The organism is Halostagnicola alkaliphila (genome assembly GCF_055379965.1).
This window is the reverse complement of record NZ_AP043826.1, coordinates 3,223,568-3,247,915: the sequence shown is the minus strand read 5'-3', so window position 1 is coordinate 3,247,915 and position 24,348 is coordinate 3,223,568. Positions and strand designations below refer to the sequence as shown.

24 protein-coding genes are annotated in these 24,348 nt (G+C 61.6%); 9 read left to right on the top strand and 15 right to left on the bottom strand.

Annotated elements, in window-relative coordinates:
- Positions 1-215: 215 nt before the first annotated feature.
- Together truA and ACZ5C7_RS21645 are read left to right on the top strand one after the other, a co-directional pair.
- On the top strand, positions 216-1,079 hold the full coding sequence (gene truA / locus ACZ5C7_RS21650) for a tRNA pseudouridine(38-40) synthase TruA (RefSeq protein ID WP_464378328.1): 864 nt from the start codon (positions 216-218) through the stop codon (positions 1,077-1,079).
- A gap of 104 nt (positions 1,080-1,183) precedes the next feature.
- Positions 1,184-1,426, top strand: a complete 243-nt coding sequence (locus ACZ5C7_RS21645) for a hypothetical protein (protein ID WP_464378327.1) — start codon at positions 1,184-1,186, stop codon at positions 1,424-1,426.
- A gap of 48 nt (positions 1,427-1,474) precedes the next feature.
- Here ACZ5C7_RS21645 and ACZ5C7_RS21640 read toward each other — a convergent pair whose 3' ends face one another.
- Entirely contained in the window at positions 1,475-2,872 is a 1,398-nt protein-coding gene (locus ACZ5C7_RS21640; protein WP_464378326.1) for a M28 family peptidase, read from the bottom strand.
- A gap of 175 nt (positions 2,873-3,047) precedes the next feature.
- Between ACZ5C7_RS21640 and pepF the strand changes: the two genes are divergently transcribed.
- From pepF to ACZ5C7_RS21615, 5 genes are all read left to right on the top strand, one after another.
- Complete coding sequence (gene pepF, locus ACZ5C7_RS21635; RefSeq protein WP_464378325.1) at positions 3,048-4,859, top strand: oligoendopeptidase F; 1,812 nt, start codon at positions 3,048-3,050, stop codon at positions 4,857-4,859.
- Positions 4,860-4,915: 56 nt separating this feature from the next.
- Positions 4,916-5,302: a hypothetical protein gene (locus ACZ5C7_RS21630; protein WP_464378324.1), complete on the top strand. Its 387-nt coding sequence runs from the start codon at positions 4,916-4,918 to the stop codon at positions 5,300-5,302.
- Positions 5,303-5,636: 334 nt separating this feature from the next.
- Positions 5,637-6,869, top strand: coding sequence for a proteasome-activating nucleotidase Pan2 (gene pan2, locus ACZ5C7_RS21625; RefSeq protein WP_464378323.1), 1,233 nt, complete (start codon positions 5,637-5,639; stop codon positions 6,867-6,869).
- A gap of 384 nt (positions 6,870-7,253) precedes the next feature.
- A complete protein-coding gene (locus tag ACZ5C7_RS21620; RefSeq protein WP_464378322.1) occupies positions 7,254-7,733 on the top strand; it encodes a pyruvoyl-dependent arginine decarboxylase in 480 nt (159 codons plus the stop codon).
- 77 nt (positions 7,734-7,810) lie between these two features.
- Positions 7,811-8,215 (top strand): DUF5811 family protein, encoded by a 405-nt coding sequence (locus ACZ5C7_RS21615; RefSeq protein WP_464378321.1) that lies wholly within the window; start codon positions 7,811-7,813, stop codon positions 8,213-8,215.
- Between the two features lie 47 nt (positions 8,216-8,262).
- Here the strand turns inward: ACZ5C7_RS21615 and ACZ5C7_RS21610 are convergent, their stop codons facing one another.
- The 4 genes from ACZ5C7_RS21610 to ACZ5C7_RS21595 all read right to left on the bottom strand — a co-directional run bounded on the left by ACZ5C7_RS21610 (position 8,263) and on the right by ACZ5C7_RS21595 (position 12,098).
- The gene (locus ACZ5C7_RS21610) at positions 8,263-8,670 is read right to left on the bottom strand and encodes a DUF6276 family protein (protein ID WP_464378320.1); all 408 of its coding nucleotides are present in this window, start codon (positions 8,668-8,670) and stop codon (positions 8,263-8,265) included.
- A gap of 61 nt (positions 8,671-8,731) precedes the next feature.
- Positions 8,732-9,454, bottom strand: coding sequence for a V-type ATP synthase subunit D (locus ACZ5C7_RS21605; RefSeq protein WP_464378319.1), 723 nt, complete (start codon positions 9,452-9,454; stop codon positions 8,732-8,734).
- A 96-nt stretch (positions 9,455-9,550) separates the two neighbouring features.
- On the bottom strand, positions 9,551-10,294 hold the full coding sequence (locus ACZ5C7_RS21600) for a GIDE domain-containing protein (RefSeq protein ID WP_464378318.1): 744 nt from the start codon (positions 10,292-10,294) through the stop codon (positions 9,551-9,553).
- Positions 10,295-10,478: 184 nt separating this feature from the next.
- Complete coding sequence (locus ACZ5C7_RS21595; RefSeq protein ID WP_464378317.1) at positions 10,479-12,098, bottom strand: long-chain-fatty-acid--CoA ligase; 1,620 nt, start codon at positions 12,096-12,098, stop codon at positions 10,479-10,481.
- A gap of 153 nt (positions 12,099-12,251) precedes the next feature.
- Here ACZ5C7_RS21595 and ACZ5C7_RS21590 point away from each other — a divergent pair, with 153 nt between their 5' ends.
- Entirely contained in the window at positions 12,252-13,223 is a 972-nt protein-coding gene (locus ACZ5C7_RS21590; protein ID WP_464378316.1) for a hypothetical protein, read from the top strand.
- Positions 13,224-13,334: 111 nt separating this feature from the next.
- On the opposite strand, the gene ACZ5C7_RS21585 is transcribed toward ACZ5C7_RS21590, so the two are convergent.
- The 8 genes from ACZ5C7_RS21585 to ahaH form a co-directional block, all read right to left on the bottom strand.
- Positions 13,335-14,759, bottom strand: a complete 1,425-nt coding sequence (locus ACZ5C7_RS21585; protein WP_464378315.1) for an ATP synthase subunit B — start codon at positions 14,757-14,759, stop codon at positions 13,335-13,337.
- 2 nt (positions 14,760-14,761) lie between these two features.
- On the bottom strand, positions 14,762-16,525 hold the full coding sequence (locus ACZ5C7_RS21580; protein ID WP_464378314.1) for an ATP synthase subunit A: 1,764 nt from the start codon (positions 16,523-16,525) through the stop codon (positions 14,762-14,764).
- Between the two features lies 1 nt (position 16,526).
- Entirely contained in the window at positions 16,527-16,868 is a 342-nt protein-coding gene (locus ACZ5C7_RS21575; protein WP_464378313.1) for a V-type ATP synthase subunit F, read from the bottom strand.
- A complete protein-coding gene (locus tag ACZ5C7_RS21570) occupies positions 16,865-17,917 on the bottom strand; it encodes a V-type ATP synthase subunit C (protein ID WP_464378312.1) in 1,053 nt (350 codons plus the stop codon). The genes ACZ5C7_RS21575 and ACZ5C7_RS21570 overlap by 4 nt, the downstream gene beginning before the upstream one ends.
- Entirely contained in the window at positions 17,914-18,495 is a 582-nt protein-coding gene (locus ACZ5C7_RS21565; protein ID WP_464378311.1) for a V-type ATP synthase subunit E, read from the bottom strand. Before ACZ5C7_RS21565 ends, ACZ5C7_RS21570 begins: the two co-directional genes overlap by 4 nt.
- Before the next feature lie 19 nt (positions 18,496-18,514).
- The gene (locus ACZ5C7_RS21560; RefSeq protein ID WP_459888908.1) at positions 18,515-18,781 is read right to left on the bottom strand and encodes a hypothetical protein; all 267 of its coding nucleotides are present in this window, start codon (positions 18,779-18,781) and stop codon (positions 18,515-18,517) included.
- Between the two features lie 208 nt (positions 18,782-18,989).
- Complete coding sequence (locus tag ACZ5C7_RS21555) at positions 18,990-21,296, bottom strand: V-type ATP synthase subunit I (protein WP_464378310.1); 2,307 nt, start codon at positions 21,294-21,296, stop codon at positions 18,990-18,992.
- The gene (gene ahaH, locus ACZ5C7_RS21550; protein WP_464378309.1) at positions 21,283-21,615 is read right to left on the bottom strand and encodes an ATP synthase archaeal subunit H; all 333 of its coding nucleotides are present in this window, start codon (positions 21,613-21,615) and stop codon (positions 21,283-21,285) included. The genes ACZ5C7_RS21555 and ahaH overlap by 14 nt, the downstream gene beginning before the upstream one ends.
- Before the next feature lie 199 nt (positions 21,616-21,814).
- Between ahaH and ACZ5C7_RS21545 the strand changes: the two genes are divergently transcribed.
- A complete protein-coding gene (locus tag ACZ5C7_RS21545; RefSeq protein WP_464378308.1) occupies positions 21,815-22,441 on the top strand; it encodes a methyltransferase domain-containing protein in 627 nt (208 codons plus the stop codon).
- A gap of 104 nt (positions 22,442-22,545) precedes the next feature.
- Here ACZ5C7_RS21545 and ACZ5C7_RS21540 read toward each other — a convergent pair whose 3' ends face one another.
- Both ACZ5C7_RS21540 and ACZ5C7_RS21535 read right to left on the bottom strand, forming a co-directional pair.
- Entirely contained in the window at positions 22,546-23,067 is a 522-nt protein-coding gene (locus tag ACZ5C7_RS21540) for a type IV pilin domain-containing protein (protein ID WP_464378307.1), read from the bottom strand.
- Positions 23,068-23,109: 42 nt separating this feature from the next.
- Positions 23,110-24,324 carry a DUF7096 domain-containing protein gene (locus tag ACZ5C7_RS21535; protein WP_464378306.1) on the bottom strand — a complete coding sequence of 405 codons (1,215 nt, stop codon included), beginning with the start codon at positions 24,322-24,324 and terminating at the stop codon, positions 23,110-23,112.
- Positions 24,325-24,348 lie beyond the last annotated feature (24 nt).

Below are 24,348 nucleotides of genomic sequence, written 5' to 3'. Positions count from 1 at the left end.
TGTGCACCTCCCTGGGGGAAGGTCACCGACCCGGAGTGTGCAGGCCGCTCATATCGAACCCGGATTGTGGATCGCTTAGCGGAGCCGCTTTCCGCGTTTCCGGGCGTTGGCGCCTTTGATTGCGTTGGACTCGGCTCTCATTCTGATCGCCCGAGGAGAGGGCGAGCACCCGACGGAGCTAACAGACGGCAGGTCCTCGATCCACCCGAACAGTGATGCGCGCCTTTCGGATCGCCTACGACGGCACCGGCTACTTCGGGTTTCAGCGCCAACCCGACGTGAACACCGTCGAGGATACGATTTTCGACGCACTCCGCGGGCTCGAGGTACTCGCTCCCGACGCCGACAAACCCGACGGATACGCCGCTGCCGGTCGCACGGACGCCGGCGTATCGGCTCTCGCCCAAACGGTCGCCTTCGAGGCCCCGGACTGGCTCGCCCCTCGAGTGATAAACAGCGAACTCCCCGCCGATGTCCGAGCCTGGGCCGTCGCCGAGGCTCCTTCGGGATTTCACGCGACGCATCACGCGACCAGCCGAACGTACACCTACCACCTCTACGCGCCGCCTCTACAGGGGTCGGTAGCGGGCGACTCTCGACTATCCGACCGAACCGCCGAAAGGACGACGCTCGTCGAGGACGATCGATTCCGCGACGCACTCGAGGCTCTCTCCGGCCCACACGATTTCCACAACCTGACGCCCGACGATCGGAACACCGAACGCTCGCCGACGCTCTCTGCGACCCGCGACGGGGAGTTTCTCGTTGTCACGGTTTCGGCGGGCGGCTTCTCGCGCGAACTCGTCCGCAGACTCGTCTCGCTCGCCCGAGCGGTCGGTGCGGGGAAAACGCCGCTCGAGAAGGTCGACCGAGCGCTCGATGGCGAGCGGTTACCGGGTCACGAGGGGATCGCCCCCGCACCGACGGAACCGCTCGTGTTGACGGCCGTCGACTACCCGGACCTCGAGTTCCGAGTGGACGAGGAGGCGGCGACGACCGCACGGAAGCTATTCGAGCGACGCCGAATCGAACAACGAACCGCGGCGCGGGTCTCGAAACAGCTCCGCGACGGGATGTGAGCGCGGATCGGGATCAGTTTTGACTCCGTCCGATCTTGAGGGGGTACTGCTCGGAGAGCGGATTGGCGAGTGGGTTTATTAGATTCGGGCGACGACGACGGGGCATGGAACTGTCGCCCGAGGAGTACGGCGCGTACTGGCGAGCGTCGCTTCTCCTCTCCGCCGGTGTGCTTGTCGGCTATCTCGGCTATCGCGTCGCCGCGCCGCTTCTTACTCACCCCGAGGCGGGTGCGACCTTGTTCGGGCTCTTCTTGCTGGTCGCGCTCATCGTTGCGGGTGGGTACCTCGTTACGCTCGGTATCGCCCGGACGATCCGGGCTGCGGTCGATGCCGAAATGCGCGGATAACGGAGATCTCGTCCGCTCACGGTGTCTCCCTTTCTAACGGATCGTTCGTCAATCCCAGCCGTCGGGCCAGATGTCCGCCGCGCGCATTCCCGGCTCGTACTGTTGTTCTTCGAGCGCGCTCAGGAGGACTTCCTTGCTCACCCGAGGGATGTCAGCTCGAGCGGATGCGAGTTCTCGAACCAGCAACGCGGTCAGTATCGCGTGCTCGCGGAGGTTCCTCGAGTCGACTTTATCGCGGGTGTCGGCTTCGGTGTGGCCCCAACCGCGCCCGCGTTCGCTCCCCGAGGGCGGCTCGCTGTGGAGTTGCAACGCTGGTACTCCGTCTCGGAGAAACGGCCAGTGATCGCTGAAGGGATGCGGCTCGGGAACGTGCCCGATCGGTTGGCCGAACTCGTCGGCGACACGTTCGGCGAGTTCCTCGATCGAGTCCGATCCGTGGCTGAACGCTCGCAGGTTTCGGTATCGTCCGGCTCCGTCGACGTTGACGACCGCTCGGATCGACTCGCGGTCCGTGTTCGCCGCGAGGGATTCGGCTCCCAGCAGTCCGACCTCCTCGCAGCCGACCGCGACGACTCGGAGACGACACTCGAGGTCGGCGGCAAGTTCCGAGAGGATCGACGACGCGCCGAGGGTGGTCGCGATTCCACAGCCGTTGTCCAGCGCCCCTTCGGCGATGTCGTGTGCGTCGTAGTGAGCGAGCAGGAGGATTTCGGCGGTCGAATCCGCCATTTCGTCCGCGTCGATACCCTCATTGTCCGACCGCTCTCCCTCCGGTTTCACCACGCCGTGAACGTTCTGACTCGAGCCCTCGGTCGTCGACGCCGCCACCTTTACACGTGCTGTTCCGCTCTGATCGGCGTACTCGTGGAGCCAGTCGCCAGTTTCGCTGCTCACGCCGATCCCGGGGATCGCGACTTCGCCGTCGAAGGAAAGCGCGCCGGTGGGTGGCAACTGGCCGGAGACGTGGTTTGCGAAGACGAACGCCGCCGCTCCGGCGTCGACCGCGTGGCCAAACTTCTCCATCCGATGGACGAACCGCTGGCCCGGCGGCGTCGTCGTACGCGCGACCACGATGGCTCCCTGCACCGCATCGCCAGCCGCATCGATCTCTTCGGGGGTTCCGTGGCCGACGTCGACCAGCGGCCCCTCGAGATCTCCCGACGGCGAGTAGGGAAGCGCAATCGCGTCGAACGTCCGCTCGACGGGTTCCGTGACGGTGAACGTCGTCGTTCCACGCTCCCAGTAGGGAACCGAAAAGGACTCGAGGTGAACGTTCTCGAGGCCGGCGTCCCGAAACGATTCGGCCACGAACTCAGCCGCTCGCCGTTCGTCAGGCGAGCCGGCCATTCGGTGCGGAAGTTCGGTCAAGTCGGTGAGTAGCTCCCACGGCTGATCATCGTACCAGGCCCGCCCGAGGACACGCTCGAGCTTGGCGTTCCCGCTCATACCTCGAATTGAACGACGAACGGCAATACGTTACTGGTGGAGTACGGCGTGATTGTCGGTTACGAGAACGGGTACCCTGCCTCGGTCCGGCGAAACGAACGATCGGACTGAACGTTCGTCTCTCGCGCTGGTCGGCTTCGGTAGCTTTTCACAGCTTCGTTCCGAAACACGGTGTATGAGTTCTGTGCCCGATCGCTCCGAAATCGACCAGGAATATACCTGGGATCTCGAGAGCATCTACGCGACCGACGAGGACTGGGAGGAGGCGTACGCGACGGTGAGCGAGCGTGTCGACGAACTGGCCGACTACGAGGGCCAAACGACCGACGACGCGGAGACACTCTACGCCGTTCTCGAGCTTCGAAACGACATCATGCGCGAAGTGTCGACCGTCGCGGCCTACGCCAGAATGCGCCGCGACGAGGACACGACCGATCAGGAGTACCAGGCGCTGACCGCTCGCTCGCAGTCGCTGGCCGCCGAGGCCCAATCTGCAGCGTCGTTCATCGAGCCCGAGCTCCAGACGCTTACCCGGGAGGAGTTCGAGGCGATGGTCGAGGACGAGCCGGCGCTCGAGACCTACGATCACTATGTGGACGACGTGTTACGGATGAAACCCCACACGCGCTCGGCCGAGGTCGAGGCTCTCCTCGCGGACCTGAGCGAGGTCACGAGTGCAACCGGCGAGGTGTACAATATGCTCTCGAACGCGGATATGACGTTTCCGACCGTCGAAGATCCGGACGGGGACGTCGTCGAGATCACTCAGAGCAACTTCACGAACCTGCTCAAGCGACCCGACCGCGAGTTCCGTACCCGCGTCTACGAAGGCTACTTCGACGAGTGGGAGTCGGTCCGAAACACCGTCGCGGCGTCCTACAAGAACAGCGTCAAAGCGGACGTCAAAACGGCACGGGCTCGCAACTACGACACCGCACGGGAGGCCGCACTCGACGGGCCGAACGTCCCCGTCGACGTCTACGACACGCTGGTCGACAGCGTCAACGACAACCTCGATAAGCTTCACCACCACGCCGAACTCAAACGGGACGCGCTGGGAGTCGACGACCTCCAGATGTGGGACCTCTACATGCCGCTGACGGGCGGCGAAGGTCCGGACCTCGACTACGACGATGCAACTGACCACGTCGTCGAGGCGGTCGCACCACTTGGTGAGGACTACCAGTCCCGCGTCGCCGAGGGACTCGAGTCGCGCTGGGTCGACGTTTACGAAAACGAGGGCAAACAGGCGGGCGCATACTCCGGAGGGACCTACGACACGCAGCCGTTCATCCTGATGAACTATCAGGACGACATCTCCTCGATGTACACGCTGGCCCACGAACTCGGCCACTCGATGCACTCCGAACTCACGAAGGAAGAACAGCCCTACGTCTACTCGGGCTACGAAATCTTCGTGGCGGAGGTCGCCAGCACGGTCAACGAAGCACTCTTGACGAACCACCTCCTCGAGACCGTCGACGACCCCGCGTTCCGAAAAGCCGTCCTCAACGAGTTCTTAGAGCGGGTCCGATCGACGCTCTACCGCCAGACGCTGTTCGCCGAATTCGAACACGAAACACACCAACTCGAGGAAAACGGCGAGCCCCTCACCGCGGACCGACTCGACGAGCTCTACCGCGGGCTCAAAGAATCCTACTACGAGCCCGCCGCCGTCGACGACCGGATCGCCCGCGAGTGGATGCGCATTCCGCACTTCTACCGCGCGTTCTACGTCTACCAGTACTCAACGGGTATCTCTGCCGCGCTCGCCATCGTCGACAACGTGCTCCCCGACGGCCCCGGCAGCGAGCCGAACTGCGAGGCGGCCGAAGAGTACCTCGAGTTCCTCCAGCGGGGCTCTCGAGAGTACCCCCTCGAACTCCTCCGAATCGCCGGCGTCGACATGAGCACCAGCGACCCGATCGACCGCGCGCTCTCGACGTACGGCGACCGACTCGACGAGATGGCGTCCCTGCTCGAGTAGGACGAACCGACGATCCAATAGTTGCATTTTAGTCATTTGACGAACTACAGCTCGGTATGCCCACCTCGAACCGGCTCCGCGCTTCGATAGCCTCGCTTGAGTGGACGCCTGTCTCCATCCTGCTCGCCGCACTCATGGCGGTACAGATCACGGTACTCTACGGAACCATCGGCGGCGAACCGGGCGACATCGCCCTCTCGTTGGCCGCATTGTACGTCACAGCGCTAATTATCGTTGTCTCGCTCGCGGACGGCCTTCATCAATCGAACGTGTTCTTCTTCGCATTGTTTGCTGGCTGGTCGGTCTTCATGTGGATCTCGTACATATTCGCCCCGTCCACCGTCGCGGCGATTATCGGAACGTTCACCGCCGTCTACGCGCTCTATTACGCGTTTAAATCCCGGTACGACGGCGATTTCTCTCTTGTCACGGCCGTTCGTTGACGCCGATCTTCCCCCCTCTCGAACGCACTTCTGGTCGGCTCGGTTGCCTCCTTGATACGGATTACTGTAACGATTTACCGGTGGTGAGTCGAACCGTGTAAGACGAGTCTCGGTGGAGGGGCGAAGCGAATCAACCGTTGCAACCGCAGGACTAGACGCGGTTACGCCGGAAATGACTTACAGTAAACCGTATGAGACGCCAGTTCCGCCCGAAACCGCTCGAGCCCCATCGTTTCGACAGGCGAGTGACAACAGCACCCGTTGTCGGCCACCCGAAAACCAACCGCGACCCAAAGGCACATTTATCGTGGGTATCTTATCGATGTACATCACGATGTCTCGAAGCCCATCTGTTCCTGAGCGACCACATCGAGAGATCGACCCCGATCTCTCCGATAACGAACGGATCGAGGCGCTCCGCGGACACTTCGAAGATCTCACCGACGTTCGAGATCAGCTGTCCGAGCAGCTCGATTCTGCACAGGAGCGCCGCGAACGGTTACAGGAGAAAGTCAACACCGTCGAACGCGAAAACGAGACGCTCAAAAGCTCCTCGTTGTACATTTCGACGGTCGAGGACGTTCTCGACGACGACGAAGTGGTCGTCAAACAGCATGGAAACAATCAGGAGGTCCTCACGGACGTTTCGCCGCGAATCGCAGAGAAAGTCGAAAGCGGCGACCGCGTCGCCGTCAACGACTCGTTTTCCATCCAGACGGTCCTGAACACGGAAACCGACTCCCGTGCCCAGGCCATGGAAATCGCCGAAAAGCCCGACGTCGATTACGACGAGATCGGCGGTATCGACGAGCAGGTCCAGGAGGTCCGCGAAGCCGTCGAACAGCCCCTCGACGACCCCGAACTGTTCGAGGACGTCGGCATCGATCCACCGAGCGGTGTCTTGCTTCACGGCCCGCCCGGAACGGGCAAGACGATGCTCGCGAAGGCTGTCGCCACCGAAACCAATGCGACCTTCATCAAGATGGCCGGTTCGGAACTCGTCCGCAAGTTCATCGGCGAAGGCTCTCGACTCGTTCGGGACCTCTTCGAGATGGCTCGCGAGCGCGAGCCGGCAATCATCTTCATCGACGAAATCGACGCGATCGCAACGACTCGAACCGAGTCAAAGACCTCGGGCGACGCCGAGGTTCAGCGGACCATGATGCAACTGTTGAGCGAGATGGACGGCTTCGAAGCCCGCGGTGAGATCCGCATCATCGCCGCTACGAACCGTTTCGATATGCTCGACCGCGCGATTCTTCGGCCCGGTCGGTTCGACCGCCTCATCGAAGTCCCCGAACCGAATCAGGAGGGCCGCGAACAGATCCTCGAGATCCACACGCGGGACATGACCGTCTCCGAGGACATCGACTTCGGCGATCTAGCCGACGAAACCGACGGCTATTCGGGTGCCGAAATCGAGAGCCTCGCGACCGAAGCCGGCATGTTCGCCGTTCGCGACGATCGCACGGAGGTTACCCACGAGGACTTCACCGCCGCCATCGAAAAGATCGAAGACGACGACTCGAGCGACGTGGTCTCGTCGCCTGGGTATATTTTCCAATAAGCACGCCGTTTTGCGCTGTCGCTCGAAAGACGCTCGCGTCTTTCGGGATCAAGCGAGATCAGAGATCTCGCGGCCCCCGCGAATCTGTGACTCGCTCAGTCACGGGACGGCTTCGCCGTCTCGAACGACGGTCTGTTTCGCTGGCGGCTTCGCCGCTCGTCTACCCGCGGAGCTGCGCGCCGCGCTCTCCGAGTCAGTCGTCGGCCCGCTCGTTCGCGAAGCGAACGTCGCGGAGGAATCAGCGGAGCTGCCTGCCCTCCCCCGCCTCGCGGCCCCTCAATTCTTCGGGGGCCGCTCGTGGTCACTGCACTTTTCCTGTCGATCAGTCGAAGTGACTCGAATCGAACCGCAACCCCTTACGCCATCGATCCCTGAACTCGGATAATGAGCACGATCCGAATCGTCTGGGGAACCGCGTCGGCTCCCACGGCGATGGCATCCTACGACGCCGCACTCGCCGAAGCCGGCGTCGAAAACTATAATCTCGTTGCCGTCTCCTCCGTTATTCCTGCCGATACCGCCGTCGAAGCCGTCGGCACTGCACCCGATCTCGGCCCCGTCGGCGACCGGCTCACCGTCGTCGAGGCTCGAGCGACGACCGCCGGCCCAGCTCGAGCGAGCGCGGGATTGGGGTGGGCTCAGTCCGTCGACGACGGACCGGGACTGTTCTACGAAGCCGCGGGCGAAACAGACAGCGAGGACGTCGAGACTCGCGTCCGGGAGGGAATCGAGGCCGGCCAGAAGCTTCGAGACTGGGAGTTTACCGATCCTCGAGTTCACGTCGAGAGCGTACGGGCGGAGTCGGGAACGTACACGACCGCAGTCGTGTTGGCGGCCTACGGAGAGAGCGAGCCGATTCTTTGAGTGCAAAGTGACGTCCTGAGTTGTCGGAAGCCGAATCCTTTTGACTACCCGTCCCTATAGGACTGGTAGGACTTCTCATGAACGGAAATACGCCGTACGCGGGCTTGCCGGGTGTCACTGGGGCTGGAAAGCGTGCAGCGGCGGATATCCCCGATCTGACGAACACACAAAAACGAACGCTTCACCGCGACGTTTCGCGGATCGCCGCCCGAACGCGGGAGTTCCTTCCGAACGAGTACATCGTCGATTCCGATATCTCGCACGGTACCGGCGGTCCCCAGGTGACCGTCGCCGTTCGACCACCCGTCGGTCACGCCGTTAGCGCAGGCTTCACGCCGGATCTCGAGGCTGATCTCGAGGACGCCGCCGAAGACGTTATCGACGCCAACGAGCGCGACGAAGTCGCTCGCGGCCTCGCCGCAAGTGCCGCACTACAGGTCAAACAGGCACTGAGCAATAACGTCTCGCCGACGGCGAGATAGCGGAGACACGGATCACCGCGTCGAATCATCTCGTTTTGCTGGCTGATTCAGTACACGAGCTGCTCGAGTTGATAGAGCCGACGCTCGAGATCGATTGCCGGCTCGACCGACGGATCCGCAGCCACTCGTTCAAGTGTCAGTAACGGATCCGTCCCCGACCGCTCGAGGTCGGAAAGCAGCGTCTCGAGAGCATTACGGTTGCGCGCGAGTGATGAACACAATCCGATCACGAGTGCGATCCCGGCGGCCGGCTTCGGCTGGTTCGGGAACGCGTCGCTGACGGTCGTGAGGTCGTTCGATTCTCGAGAATCCGTTTCGTCGTCTTCCTCGAGTGGTTCGACGGTCAGACACTGCGAGCAGATCGTGGCTATCGAAGTCTCTTCGGGTGCGAACTCGCGATAGGATTCCGGAACGGCGAACGAAACGGTCGACGAACCGCAGGTAGAACAGTGCATGGGTTTCGGTTATCCGCAGAGCGGGACTCCGAGCCGAACGTACGGCGCTCGAATCGCCTCCTCAGTTGCCGCCCGCCGCGCTTCCGACCGGCGGCGCTTGCCCGCCTTCGAGGTCCTCGGCCTCCTCGGCTTCCGCCGCTTCGGCTTCTTCTTTTTCTTCCTGTTCTTTCTTCTCCTTGATCTTCTTCAGTCGGAACGTCTCCTCGCGTTCCTGTTCTTCGAGTTTCTGTTCGATGTACTCCTGGCTATCGTAGAGGTCGGGCAGCAGCTTGAATTCGAGGGCGTTGACGCGCCGTTTGGTGGTCTCGATCTCTCGGAGCATCTTCTTCATCGCCGTTTCGACTTCGGCGGCGAGGATGATGCTCTCGAGCAGGTCTTCGTAGGCTTCCGCGGCTTCGTCGATACGCGCCGAGGTGCCCATGATCCCGTAGCCGCGCTGGCCGAGATCCTTCGAGACGCGTGAGGATTCGATCTGCGGGACGACGACGCCCATGATGTTCTTGGACTCGGTCGTGATCTCCGGGTGCTCTTGCAGGGCGGCGGCAGCCCCGCGGACGGCGACGTCGCCTTCCATGGCTCGAGCCATGTTGATCTTCTTTTGGGCCTCGTCGTAGTCCTCGGAAAGCTCACCGCGGACGTCCTGGGCCTTGTCCAGAATGTCCATGAACTCCATGATGAGCCCGTCTCGTTTCTTCTCGAGAGTGCCGTGGCCGCGCTCGGAAAGCTCGATGCGATCCTCGATCGCCATCAAGTTTTTGCGGGTCGGCTTGACGTCCTTGGCCATGTTGTGCGGAGTTTGCTCCCCCAGTCGGATAACTGTTTACAGTTGCTCTCGAGGAAGGCTGTTCCGTGGGTGTCTGCCCGCAACGACATCGATCGGTTATACTAATTCCGCACCGACGAGCACGAGCCCGAACGCGCTCGCCGCGAGTCCAGCGAGGGCGTATCCCGATCCGCGCAGCAGGAGTCGCATTCGCGTTTCCTCCTCGGTAGCGTCCGAGAGCATGAAGGTTGGCGCGTCGGTGCCGACGATCGCGACATCTGCGTCGACGCCGGCGGGCGGCCGTTCGGCCGTCCCGACCGCGTAGCAGTGGCCCCCGACGTCGAGTCGTTTCTCGGTGTATCGTTTGTTTCCGATGCCGACGCTTCCTAACCCGGGAATGTTAGCCGACACGTTGAGGTTCCAGGTGCTGTCGTCCGGAACGGGTTGTCCCTGCGCGTTCGTCTTTCGCGTTCGCTCCTGCTCGAGGGAGAACGATGCTCCCTCGGGATCGACGTACGCCGTTCCCGACTCGTCTTCCAAAATAAACGGCCGGAACGCTTGGCCGGAATCGATCGTCCGCCAATTCGAGCCCGAGTTGTTCGAGCTGTGACGACGTTTTTCGGTCTCGTACTCGTAGGCGACACAGTTCTCGCCGAAGTGGACCGACTCGAGGGTCGACTCGTGGCCGCGAACGTCGCCTTCGACTTCGGCCGTTCCGGATGCGGTGATCGCCTGGTTGATCGGGACCGGGTCGTTCGCGCTGAGCCGTCGCCACTGTCGGAGCGACTTGCCGCCCACGACGAGACCGGCGATACCGAGCCCCGCGATGGCCGCCCCGATGAGTACCGTTACGATGTCCATATCGGTCACCCCGCAGTCCAGGTACTATTAGGTTTCGTGGCGTTTCCGGGCAAGTAACTCGGTTTTTGACCGACCAGTCCGGAACTCCGGCGCTCGGCGACCGCGCGAACCAGCATCATCGACGATCGGTTGGCCGTAGCCGCTCGGGCGACGTCCTCGAGCGGATCCCAACGCGTTCTGCGGCTTACCCCTGCCCGACCATCCGGTCTTCGTCCTCCCACTCCTCCTGGCGGAGTTCGTACTTCTGGATCTTGCCGGTCGCGGTCGTCGGCAGTTCCTCGACGAACTCCGTTCGCCGAACTGCCTTGTAACCGGCCAGATTGTCCCGCGTGAACTCGAGGAGGTCCTCAGTAGTCACTCCCGGTTCCTCGAGATCACCGCTTTCGGGGACGACGAACGCCTTCGGCGTCTCGCCCCACTCGTCGCTCGGCGCGGGGATGACCGCGACGTCTGCGACCTCGGAATGGTCGAACAGCGCGTCCTCGAGTTCGATGCTCGAGATGTTCTCGCCGCCGGAGATGATGATGTCCTTCTTGCGATCCTGAATCGAGATCATGCCGTTCTCGTCGATGGTCGCGAGGTCGCCCGTGTGGTAGTAGCCCTCGATGCGATCGGAGAAGGCCTCCTCGGTTGCGTCGGGTTTGTTCCAGTACTTCTCCATGATCTGGTTCCCGCGGACGACGACCTCGCCGAGCGTCTCGTCGTTCTGTGGCACGTCCGTTCCGTCCTCGTCGACGACCCGAATCTCGGTTCCCAAGTAGGCTAGCCCCTGTCGCTTCTTGATCCGGAACCGATCGTCGCTGTCGTCTTCGAAGTGTCGCCGGGCGTCGGAGGTAGTGATCAGCGGCCCGGTCTCGGTCGCCCCGTAGACGTGTTTTAAGTACCAGCCGAACTCCTCCTCTATGGTTCGGATCGTCGCCTCCGGCGGCGCGCTCCCGGCGGTCGCGAGTCGAACCGGGGAGTCGCCGGCCGTCTCCGGTTCGTGGTCCCCGTAGTAGTCGACCAGCATGTTCAGGACCGTCGGTGCGCCGCACATGTATGAGACGTCTTCGGTTCGGACCGCTTCGAAGATGTCCCCGGCATCGACGCCGCGCGTACAGACGTGTCTCGCCCCGACGCCGGTTACGGCGAAGATGTGGCCCCAGCCGTTGGCGTGAAACATCGGCAACGTCCAGAGGTAAGTGTCGTCGTCGGTGATTTCCTGATGAGCGACGACCAGATACGCGTGGATCGTTTCACAGCGGTGAGTTCGACAGACCCCCTTCGGATCGCCCGTCGTCCCGGAGGTGTAGTTGATCGTGATGATCTCGTCTTCGTCCATTTCCGGGCGGTCGTACTCGGTGCCGGCCGACTCGATAACCTCGTCGAACTCTTCCCACGCTCCGTCCCCATCCACCTCCTCCGCGTCGTTCGTGATGAACGTCTCCGTGGGAACCTCCTCGCGGACGGTTTCGATGGCCTCTGCGTACTCGTAGTCCGCGTAGATCGCGTCGACTCCGGCGTCCGAAAGAATGTAGGCGAAGTCGTCGGGCGTCAACCGATAGTTCAGCGGCGTGTGAACCCCGCCGATCTGCATGATTCCGTAGGCCGCCTCGAGGTGATAGTGCGTGTTCGGGTCCAACACCGCGACGCGGTCACCCTTCTCGACACCTCGTTCCTGCAAGGCCGCGGCGAATCCGTCGGCACGCGACCCGAGTTCGTCGTACGTCAGTCGCTCGCCCGTCGTGGCGACCACCGCTTCTTCGTCTCCGTAGTGCGTCCGCGCCCGGTCAAGGAACTCCGTCACGAGCAGTGGTTTGTGCATACGCAGTAACCATCATCATCGATCGATACGTTTGTTTCGGTCACTGTATCCTCTCGAGATTCACTCCGTCGGGACGGCTCATCGAGATCTCGAGATGACCCGTGCTCGAGCGAACGATTTTGTACCTGTCACTTGTACGGACGACCACAGACCGTGTCACGTCGAACACAGTCCGAGACGCACCTTCCGGAGACGCTCGAGGAACCCGATGTCGGATTCGTCGCTATCGCGGGCGTCTACGCAGGTGTCGTCCTGCTGGCGCTCCTGATCACCGGCGGGCTTGCAGTCGGCGCGTCGGCTCCGGCCATCGTCGGGAGTATTTCCACCGCCGGAACGCTCGGACTCATTGCCGGAGCCGTGCTCGCTCGCCGAGCGAACGGCTTTCCCGAGCGACTCGGTCGCAGAACGCGATTGCTAGCGCTCCCGTTTATCGTTCCAGGACTGTTCGCCGTCGTCGCGGTCGCAGGAGTTGTCTTCTCGTCAGTTTCCGGAATCGTGGCGCTCGCGGCTGGGGCTAGCGCCGTCGTCACCGGCTCCGTCGCCGCGGTCGTCGCCAGAATGGCACGGACCCGGTACGCTCGAGCGGTAACTTCGACGAACCCGATCGTGACGGTACCCTGGTTGCTCCCGAACCGCGGTCTGTATTGGATCGGGTTCGGCGTACTCTGTCTCGCCGTCGCCGGGCTGTTCGCCCTTCGAGATGGATCGATCCTTCGAGGACGCCCGCTGTGGTGGTCCGTACTCATCGGACTGTTCGCCATCTTCTTCGGCGTCTCGATCAGGGTAAATAGGAGGGGTGGGATTCGGGAGGCGATCCGATCCGGTCCGCCTCGCCGCCGGGTCCTCGACGCGGAGTGGGGAATGGCCGGTTCCGGAACGCTCGAAACGGCAACGGAACTACAGATACACGACGCAGGAATAGTCCGCAAGCGGACGATGCGCCGTACGTTCGTTCCGTGGTCTGTCGTCGACAATGTTCGGTTGACCGACACCGCACTCGTGATCGAACGCCGCCGCTGGTTCGATATTCGGTGTGATCGTATTCTCCTCGACGACGCTGAAACGATTCTCGAGACGATTACCGAGGCGTGGACTGCCACGGAGCCGTCGACTGAGCGAGACTAATCGGCTTCTCGCACCTCGAAGCGATTACTGATCTATTTCCCAAGCTGATCGCTATCGTATCACTCGAGAACAACGCTACAAACGAACGGAAACAAATCGAAACGAACGAACTTAGTCGGCCGAAACGGCTTCGGCTTCTTCGCCGCCTTCCTCTTCGCGGTAGTGCTCTTCGATGAGTTCCTCGTCGATACGGTTGAGGGCGTCTTTCGGGAGCATCGAGAGTAGATCCCAGCCGATCTCGAGGGTTTCCTCGATCGAGCGGTTGGTGTCGTAACCCTGCTGGACGAACTCCGTCTCGAAGCGGTCGGCGAAGTCGAGGAACTTGTTGTCCCGTTCGGATAGCGCTTCGCGACCGACGATGTTCACGAGGTCGCGTAGGTCCTCACCCTCCGCGTACGCGGCGTACATCTGGTCGGAGACATCGCCGTGGTCCCCTCGAGTGAGGCCCTCGCCGATACCGTCGTCCATCAGCCGCGAGAGGCTCGGAAGTACGTTGACCGGCGGTTCAATACCCTGACTGTTCAGGTCCCGATCCATCATGATCTGGCCTTCCGTAATGTAGCCGGTCAGGTCCGGAATCGGGTGCGTGTCGTCGTCGCCGGGCATCGTGAGGATCGGAATCTGGGTAACGGATCCTTCACGGCCCTCGATTCGACCCGCCCGCTCGTAGAGCTGAGCAAGGTCGGTGTACATGTATCCGGGGTAGCCACGTCGACCCGGAACTTCCTCACGTGCGGCACCAATTTCTCGGAGCGCCTCACAGTAGTTGGTCATGTCCGTCAGGATGACCAGCACGTGGTAGTTCTTCTCGAAGGCGAGGTACTCCGCCGTCGTCAGCACGAGTCGCGGGGTGACCTGCCGTTCGACAGCGGGGTCGTCCGCGAGGTTCATGAAGACGACCGAGCGCTCGAGTGCGCCCGTTCGCTCGAAGTCCTGCATGAACTCGTTCGCTTCCTCGGCGGTGATACCCATCGCGCCGAAGATAACTGCGAACTCCGTCCCTTCGTCGTCTTCTCCTTCTTCCTCTTCAGGCACGGTCGCCTGACGGGCGATCTGGAGCGCGAGTTCATTGTGCGGCAGACCCGATCCGGAGAAGATCGGCAGCTTCTGGCCGCGAACCAGCGTGTTCATGCCGTCGATGGCGGAGACGCCGGTCTGGATGAACTCCTCGGGATACTCGCGTGAGTATGGATTGATCGCTTCGCCGACGATATCGTGTCGTTCGTCGGGGACGATTTCCGGACCGCCGTCGATCGGGTTCCCGGAACCGTCGAGCACCCGGCCGAGGAGATCCTCGGTGACGGGCATCTTCATCGTCTCGCCCAGGAAGCGTACGGAGGCGTTGCGGTCGATTCCGCCCGTCCCTTCGAACACCTGGATCGAGACGATACCCTCGCTCGATTCCAGCACCTGGCCGCGCAGCGTTCGCCCGTCCTCGGTCTCGATCTCGACGATCTCGTCGTAACCGACCGGCTCGTCGACCTCGGCGAACACCAGCGGACCGCTGATTTCCGTGATAGTCTGGTACTCTTTCATTGTTAGTACAGTGCTCGCAATTGTTCTTTGAGATCGTCCTGGATCTCGTCGATGAACTCCTCGTACTCCTCGGCCGTTCCCATCCGGTTGAGCCGCGGAGCGGCGTCGACGTCCTGGATCTCTTCGACGGGAACGCCCGCCTCGAGGGCCTCGAAGGCTTCGTCGTTGAACGTCTTGATTGCGCCGAGCATCTGGTACGTCTTCTCGGGTTCGCAGTAGGTGTCGACGTCGTGGAGCGCGTTCTGCTGGAGCCAAGCTTCACGCAGGTAGCGTGCGACCTCGAGGGTCAATTGCTGGTCCTCCGGCAGCGCGTCCTTGCCGACGAGCTGGACGATCTCTTGGAGTTCGACCTCCTCGTCTAATACGTCGACGGCCCACTGGCGAACGTCCGACCAGTCGCCCGCGATGTTGTCCTCCCACCACGGATCGAGCTGGTCCTTGTACAGCGAGTAGGACTCGTTCCAGTCGATCGACGGGAAGTGCCGACGCTCCGCGAGGTCGGCGTCGAGCGCCCAGAACGTCTTGACGATACGCAGGGTGTTCTGGGTAACCGGTTCGGAGAAGTCCCCGCCGGGCGGCGAAACCGCGCCGACGACCGAAATAGAACCTTCGCCGCCGTTGATCAGCTGGAACTTGCCGGCGCGCTCGTAGAACTCCGAGAGCGACGCGGCGAGGTACGCTGGATACCCTTCTTCTCCGGGCATCTCCTCGAGTCGACTCGAGATCTCACGCATGGCCTCTGCCCACCGGGAGGTGGAGTCGGCCATCAGCGCGACGTCGTAGCCCATGTCGCGGTAGTACTCTGCGATCGTAATTCCTGTATAAATACAGGATTCACGCGCTGCGACGGGCATGTTCGACGTGTTGGCGATAAGGCAGGTCCGAGCCATCAGCGGGTTCCCGGTCTGTGGGTCCGGCAGTTCCGGGAAGTCCTCGATGACTTCGGTCATCTCGTTGCCGCGCTCGCCACAGCCGATGTAGACGACGATGTCCGCGTCGGACCACTTGGCGAGTTGCTGCTGCGTGACGGTCTTTCCGGAACCGAAGGGCCCGGGAATCGCCGCCGTCCCGCCTTTTGCGAGCGGGAAGAGCCCGTCCTGAACGCGCTGTCCAGTGACGAGCGGTTCGGTTGGGGTCTCCTTGTCACCGGCGGGACGGGCCTCGCGGACCGGCCACTCCTGGTGCATCTGGATCTCCTCGCCGCTGTCGAGCTCGACGATCGTCTCTTCGACGTTGAACTCGCCGCTCTCAACGCTCGTGACTTCCCCACCTTCGTAGTCCGGCGGGACCATCACTTTGTGTTCGATGGTGACCGTCTCCGGCACGACGCCGACGACGTCACCTGGTTCGACCGAGTCGCCTTCCGCGACTTCGGCCTCGAACTCCCACTCCTTCTCGAGGTCGATACCTGGCGCGTCGACACCGCGGTCGAGAAACGCCGTTCCCATCTTGTCCTCGAGGACGTCGAGCGGGCGCTGGACGCCGTCGTAGATGGAGTCCAGCATCCCCGGTCCGAGGTCGACGCTGAGCGGTTCGCCCGTGTTCTCGACGGGTTCGCCGGGACCGACGCCAGAGGTTTCTTCGTACACCTGAATCGTGGTCAGGTTCCCTTCGATTTCGATAACCTCGCCCATCAGTCCTTCGTCGCCGACGTAGACGACATCGTTCATCCGGGCGTCGAGGTCCGCGGCGGTCACGACTGGACCGCTCACGCTTTCGATGACACCGCCAGATTCGGCGGCTTCCGTGTTGTCTGCCTGACTCATACTAGTTCTCGTTATCGTCTTCGTCCTCTTCCATCAGGTCGATACCGATCGCGCGCTTGATCTGATCGCGGAGACCGCCGCCACCGGTCCCGCTTCCGATGGTGACGACGACCGGCTCGACGCTCGTTTCGACGTTTTGTCGGACGTTCCGAGAGAGGTGCTCGAGATCGTCGTCGTGCATGACGACGATGCCAACGCCGTCGTCGTTCAAGACTGTGGTGACGGCGTCGTCTAAGTCTTCTCCCTTCTCGTCATCTGGCACGTTCTCGAACCGGCGGACTCCAGCCAGTCGAAATCCGGTGGTGAACTCAGCACTGCCGACGACTGCGATTTCCTGGCTCATAGGATCACCAGCTCCTCTTCGATCTCGGTTTCGTCCAGTCCGACTTCGCGACCTCGTGCAATTGCGCGAATGTTCTCGACTTCGCGTTCTTTCGCGAGGATGTACGACAACACCGCCGACACCGAGACCGGATAAATACTCGAGAGCCGATCGGAGTACTCGAGTAGTGCGGCGTCGAGCGCGTGTTCGAACTGGATGAGACTCTCTGCGTCACGAAGTCGCCCGAGCGCGGTCGAAAGACGATCGCCGTATCGACCGCTCTCTGCGATGTGATCGACGAGTTCGTCGTAGTCCGTCACGAGCCGGGAGAGTTCGGACTCGTCGAACAGGACGCCGCCTTCGATGTAGTACTCCGCCGGATCGAGACCCGATCCGCTTCGTGCGAGCCGAAGCGCGTTCCGGGCGTTTCGGAAGTCGATCTCGGCCTGTAGGAACTCGACGTAGAGGGCGTCCGGCCCTTCGGACGGTCGTCCGAGGTCGTCGAGTAAGTGCTCGTAGAACTCCCTGTCGAGTGCGTTCTCGAGCGGAACGAGAACGCCGGTTTCCTCGTACACCTCGTAGGCTTCAGAAAGCGGTTCGTAGTACATCGTACGACCGAGCACCTCAATTGCGTCTTCGATCTCGTCGACCTCGAGCAGTCGATCGATTGTCGACTCCTCGAGTTCGCCAGCGCGGATGAGGTCGGTCTCGATCTCCTCGGCGGGCGTATCCGTGTAGATGCCCCGGATGATCGTCTTGAGGTTCCAGACATCGAACTTCCTGAGATAGCGAGCGATCCGGTCGTAAACCCGACCGTTCGACCAGTCCAGCAAGTCCTCGAAGTGTCTGGCGAGATTCCGGTTCAACGCGTATTCGATCAGGTCGACGCCGGAAAACCGCGTGCCGAGCTGGTTGATTTCGCGTTCGTACTCCGTCTCCTCCATGAACCGTGCGATCCCGCTCGGCCCCATCCGGACCAACTTCCGATAATCCTCGTCTGCGAACAGCGCGGCTCGGCGTGACCGAACACGTGCGTTCACGTATTCCGGATTTGAGGCACCTGCGCTCATTGCTCGAATAGTTGGTCGCTGATCTCCCGGAGGTTATCTTCCCAGACGTCCTCGAGCAGCGAGTCGAACGTGTTGTTCACGCGGACTCGCGATTGCTCGCTCTCGACGACGACGCCGCCGAGACAATCGTACTCGCCGGCGAACGTGTAGCCGTCGTACTCCTCGAGAATCGACTCGAGAAGCTCCTGATCGTCGGAGCGGCCGTAGACGCTCACGTCTTCGCCGTCGTCGAACTCGACCGCTGCGGCGTCGAGGAGTTCTCGCGTGAGTTCTTCACGGGTGTCTCCCTCGAGCGCTGCGAGTTCGTCTTCGACGGTTTCGTGAACGTCGTTGAGGACGTCGCGGCGTGCCTCCAGGCGCTGTTGTTTCGCCTCCAGTTTCGCACTGGAGAGTCGCTGTTCGCGAAGCTGCTCGATCTCACGTTCGACCTCGCGCTCTGCTGAGGCTGTGATCTCCTCGGCGTCTGCCTCGGCTGCCGATTCGATCTCCTCGGCGCGGGCGTCACCCTCTGCGCGTATGTCTTCCGCACGCGCGTGGGCTTCTTCTCGAATGTCTTCAACGACTGTGTCCAAACTCATTGTGAGAAAAGGGGGGCGATTACAGGGCGAGGATGACGATGAGGAGCGCGAAGATAACGAGTGTCTCCGGAAGCACCGTCAGGATGATCCCCGGGATCAGCATGTCTCGGTCCTCGGCGACAGCACCGACAGCGGCAGCGCCGATACCGCGCTCTGCGTATCCGGATGCGAGCGCTGCCAGTCCGACAGCGATCGCTGCTGCGCCGTAGTCAGTGAGGAACGGCGATTCTTCGACGGTTCCGTTCTGCAGTACGACCTCGGTAAGTGCGGCTCCAATTTCAATCATGTGTAAGGTAGTTCTCGGTGTCGTTCAACGGCTTCGAACAGGCTATTCTCGCCACGCGGACACTATAAATCCCCCGAAAGAATTCGACATAGCTAAGCCCTCTCATTAGCCCTCAGACTGCTGTGTTTGGAGTAACACGAGTATCGATTCGAGGCGTTCCGTGACTTCGAACGAACGATGAGAAAAACGAGATTCGACGCAGACGCGCTTAATCCGCTGTGTGTGTCCGATCTGTGTGTGTTCGATCGTCACCGAACGGCTCGTACTCCTCACCGCCGCCCTCGTAGAACTTCTGGAAGAACTCGACGTACTCGAGGCGGAGCATCTGAATGCCCGCCGCGGTGATGCCGAGTAGGAGGACGACGATGTGGCCGACGACGAACACCACGATGCCGAGGACGATTCCGAGAGCCGAGAGCGCGATCCCGTCACCGAGGTGGACGAGTCCAACGAACTGTTGGGAGAGATCGCCTGTGCCTGCGACAGTTTCTGCTCCGACGCCCGGAATGTCGAAGTACATGTAGCCGTCGGGAGCCTCGTAGGCGCCGAACACCAGGAGGTTCACGACGAACGCCATGACACCCTTCGCGAGCAGGACGGCCACGATTCGCAGGTACGAAAGGACGTGACCGAACGCCCACGCCGGTGTTTCGGCGACGCCGGCGATCCCTTCACCCATGGCGACCATGACGAAGCCGACGAGGAAGGCGAACAATCCGATTAGACCGACGAGTTCGGGGAACCCGGCGAAGCCGAGATCCATGAAGTAATCGGAGCTATGGAGGACCGCTTCCTCGCCGCTGCCGACGAGGAACGGCGGTTTGTACTCCGCCGCCGTCAGGTCCGTGCCGAGTCCGAGACTTCCTGCGTCCTGATGGCTGAAGATCCAGATGAACAGTCCGTTGAGCGCGAGGATCCACGAGAACTTCTCGAAGATCGCAGCTTTCAGGCCGTGATCCAGCTCGTTAATGAAGCCGACGATCAGCCCAACGTTCAGGTGGACGAGGCCGAAGATGACGCTCACGACCGCCCACAGGAGGACCCACTCGACGGTCTGAATACCTTTCGAGAGCGAGCCAGCAAGGGGGAGGTACAAGCCGAGATCGGCCATGTGGACGCCGAAGATGTCGTCGAACAGATAGCCGAAGAAGACGGTAAATCCACCAGCCCAGACGGCGATCGAACCGATCGCGCTCATCGCATCGGAGTCGAAGAACTTCCAACACGCCCAACCCATTGCGATGTAGAGGATACCGTAGCCGATATCCCCGATCATGAATCCGAACGCAGCCGGGAACGTCAGGAAGACGAGTAGCGTCGGATCGAGCTCCCTGTACTTGGGCTGGCTGACCATCTGCACCATCATTTCGAACGGCTTGGCGGGCGTGAGATTGTCGAGGACCACCGGTGGATCCTCGTCCATCGTTACGGCGTCGCCGTGGTTCGTCGTGCCGCCGTCCGTTGCCGCCTTTGGCTTCTCGCCATCTTCTTCGGCGGCCGTCTCGTCGGCGTCGTCCTCGTCGCCGACGACGCCCTTTTCTTCGGCTGGAACCGGTGCCGAATGCGTCGGCGCGCCGTGTCGATCGTACTCGGCGCGCTCGAGCTCTTCGATCTCCACGCTGTCGCCGACCGCGTCGTTCAACGACGCGACGAGTTCGTCGTACTCCCCGGAGGGAATCCATCCCTCGGCGATGAACGCGCGTCGCGTCGTCGCGAACTGCAGCGGCGCATCGGCCCGCTGGGCTTCGATGCGGAGCTCCTCTTCGATCCGCAGCAGGAACCCGCCTTCGTCGACCTTGATCTCGCCGAGTTCGGCGTCGATCTCGTCGAGTTCGCCCTCGAGTTCCCGTTTGCGGGCCTCGAGTTCCTCGACGTACGCCTGCGGACTCTTTTCGGTGTCCGGAACGTCGTAGCGGTTGAACTCGATCCCGACGAGCGCGTCGTCGATGATACCGTTCGGATCGTCTCCCTCGGCGGGTGCGGCGACGATCGCGACGATGTCGCCGCCCGTAAACGTCTCGTAGGCGCCGATCTCTTCGGCGTCCTCGAGCACCGCGTCGACCTCTTCGGGCGCTCCTTCGCCGACGAGCACGTCGACGTTTTCGTAGCCCGAGAGCAGATCGAGGTCGATTCCGAGTTCGGCGAACGGACCGACGCGGTCGAGTCGTTCCTCGACCTGTCGGAGCTGCTCGCGGACCTCGTTGCGTTCGTCGTCGAGTTCGTTCACACGCGTCCGGACGCGCTCAAGCCGGTCTTCCCAGTCGTCAACGAGCGTTCCTGGGGCGACGTCGTCGGCCGACAGATCGAGCGTACTCTCGAGCGCTCGAACCGTCACCAACTTCTCGGAGACGCCGTCGGCTCCTTCCATGGGGTTGCCGTTTTCGAACCCCTCCCAGGTGCCGTCGTAGTCCGAGAGATGGACCAAGTTGAGCTCGTGGATCGCCTCGATGACCGCGGGCATGACGCCCTTCGAACCGGTCACCGAGATCTTGCTCATCTGCTCAGGTCTGAGCATGGACGTCCTCCTGGAACAGGGAAACGACGTGATCGGCCACGTCATCGACCCGCTCTTCGGCTCGGTCGACGAGCGCTTCGCGGTCCGATTTCCCCTCCTCGAGGACGCGTTCGCACTCGTCGTCTATTTCTTCGCGCGCTTGCTCGAGCCGACGCTCTTTGAGTTCACGCGCTTCCTGTTCAGCGTCTGTGCGAATCTCCTCGGCGCGTTCCCGGGCCTCGGCTATTCGCTCGTCGCGGTCGTTTTCTGCCTTTGCGACGATGTCGTCGGCCTCGTGTTCGGCCGACTGAAGTCGTTCGAGAACCTCTGGCCTCGGCATAATCTAAGCAAGCGAACGTTTGCTCAAGCGCGTATATGGTAGTTGCGAAAGTGATCCACTATTTCGACTGTCTGAACCCCGAATCGTGTGTTGGTAACTCAACCCATGAGAGCCGGAATCACCCAAAATGAGGGTCGAACTACCCGTCTAAAAACGAGAACAGCAAACATATTGTGTTCGAACTGAAACGCAACGAGCAATGGGAATCCTCGAGAACAAAGCCAGGGCTCGGTTCTTTTATAAGTACCTGTCGACAGTGTACGACCGGATCAACCCGTTCATCTGGAACGAACAAATGCGAACCGAGGCGCTCGACTTACTCGAGTTCGAGGAGGACATGACGGTGCTTGATGTCGGCTGCGGAACCGGGTTCGGAACGGAAGGATTGCTCGAGGAAGTCGACCACGTGTACGCGCTCGATCAGAGCGAGCACCAACTCGAGAAGGCGTACGGCAAGTTCGGCAAACGGAACCCGTCGGTTCAGTTCCACCGTGGAGATGCCGAGCGACTCCCCTTCGGAACGGACACGTTCGACGTCGTCTGGTCCTCGGGATCGATCGAGTACTGGCCGAATCCGATCCTCGCGCTTCGTGAGTTTCGCCGCGTCCTGAAACCGGGCGGCCAGGTTCTCGTCGTCGGGCCGAACTATCCCGACCGACTCGTCGCACAGAAACTCGCCGACACGATGATGCTCTTTTACGACGAGTATGAAGCCGATCACATGTTCAAAACGGCCGGGTTCGAGGATGTCAAACACAAGTTCATGGGTCCGTCCTACGAACCCGACGTTGCAATCACGACCATCGGCCGCGCCCCCGAGAACTGATCCTCCGTTTTCGCTGATCGGTCGAGTCCGTCTCTCGTCCGTCTCGAATCGGTATCTCGACGAGCCACTGCGTGATCGAGTTCGTCTCGTCGCTGTCGATCCGATCAGGTCGCTATCTCCTCGAGCGATGCGATCCGATGGCCGTCGACAACGAGCGTGACGGCAACCGTATCATCCGTCTCTACTCGCGGTTCGTTCGTCGACGCCAGTTGTACGCTCGCAACTTCACCGCCGCGCCAAGTTGAATCGCTTCTGGCGTTGAACGGCCCGGTTGGCGTCTCGTCGAACCCGTCCGCGCCGACGAAGGGGACAGGTGGCTGTGACTCGAGTTCGTCGCCGTTTATTTCGACGGTTATCGAGAGTTCGTCGACATCGACCGAATCACCGCCTACGTGTTCGAGTTCGATCGTCGACCGTTCGCCGTCGACGGAGAGTTCGAACCCGGCCGTTGGTGGAGTTCCGGCCGCTCCGATGGAGCTCGTGCCGGCTGCGACGACTGCTGCGAGGAAGACGGTCACGACGAGCAACGCCAGTATCCCGACGAGTGGGCTCACCGCTCGAGTCTCGCCGTTCGTCACCAGCGCGTTCGAACTGTGCCTCCCGGACGCATCATCGTGCGAATCCACACGGGACGATAGCGCCGTAATACGGGATAAACTCTCGTCCGACTACGGTATCGTCAGCTCTACGGACGCGGAATCGGCCTCGGCCTTGACGGTGTACTCTTCGCCCGGCGGCAGGAGCCAGATTGATCCCTCGTCGTCGGTCTCACCGACTTCGATTCCGTCGATGGAGACAGTCGCCGATTCGACGAACTCGTCCGACTCTGAGTCGTTGACGATCACCTCGATTGGACCGTTCGACGGTGTCTCGTTGTGGGTGAGCAACAGGTCGGAATCCGTCTCCGTTGTCGTCTCCGAAACCGGTAACGAGTCGAGGCTCAACTCCTGTACCTCGTGATAAATTTCGCCGGAGTTACTATCGAGGAACGTGGAGAGAACGCCCTGACTGTGGGATATCTCAGCGTGGTAGAAATTAGCGGGATCCTGGTTGTAATCACTGAAACTCGTCGAGCCGTCGTCTGACGCCCACGGGTACAACTCTTCGGTGTGATCGAACGCATCCCGCGTCTCGTCGAACTCGTCCCACCCACCTCTGTCTCGATTGTCGGAGCGAGTGGTTTCGACGACGTACGTGTCGTCGACGATCGTTTCGAGTTGATAGCCGTTTTCGGACGTTTCGATCTCGATCGTCTGCTCTGCACTGCCCTGGTTGGTTGCGTCGGCCAACGACCGAACCGAACCCTGCTGCATCTCGAGTCGTTCTTCGTCCGGGTCGAGGTCGATGCTGTAGCCGAGGATCTGGTCTTCTTTGTCCTCTATTTCATCGACCGTGTCAGCAAGCGAGTCCGCCTCATTGTGGTTCCTGACCAGCGTTTGGATGAACTGTTCGCTGGATATCTCACCGTTCGCGTGGGCGGTGGCAGCCGCGTGTGATCGGTCCTCGAGTTCGTCGGTTCGGTTCTGGACGTATCCTCTCGCTTCCCTGATCATCGAAATCTGTTCGTCACTTGATGCCTCGTCGAACTCGTGGTCGAGGATGGTGTACCGATCGTATTCGCTCCGCAGTTCGTCGTCAGCGGTCGCGAGTTCGGTCCCGAGCGGCGTGCTATAGTCGATCGTGTCCGTTCGAGTCTCTCCGGTCAGTTCGAGACGGTTCGTCGTGCCGTCGACCGCCGTCGGTTCGACTGATTGGACGGTTGTGGCCTCGTATCTCTCATCAACGTTGGTACCGGTCGCCGACGGGCTCGCCGCACTGACGGCCATCGCTGGGAGGGAGAAAACGAGAAGCAACGCGAGGAGGACAGGCATCGCGTTCGTCATTGCGTTACTCTATAACCCTCTGGT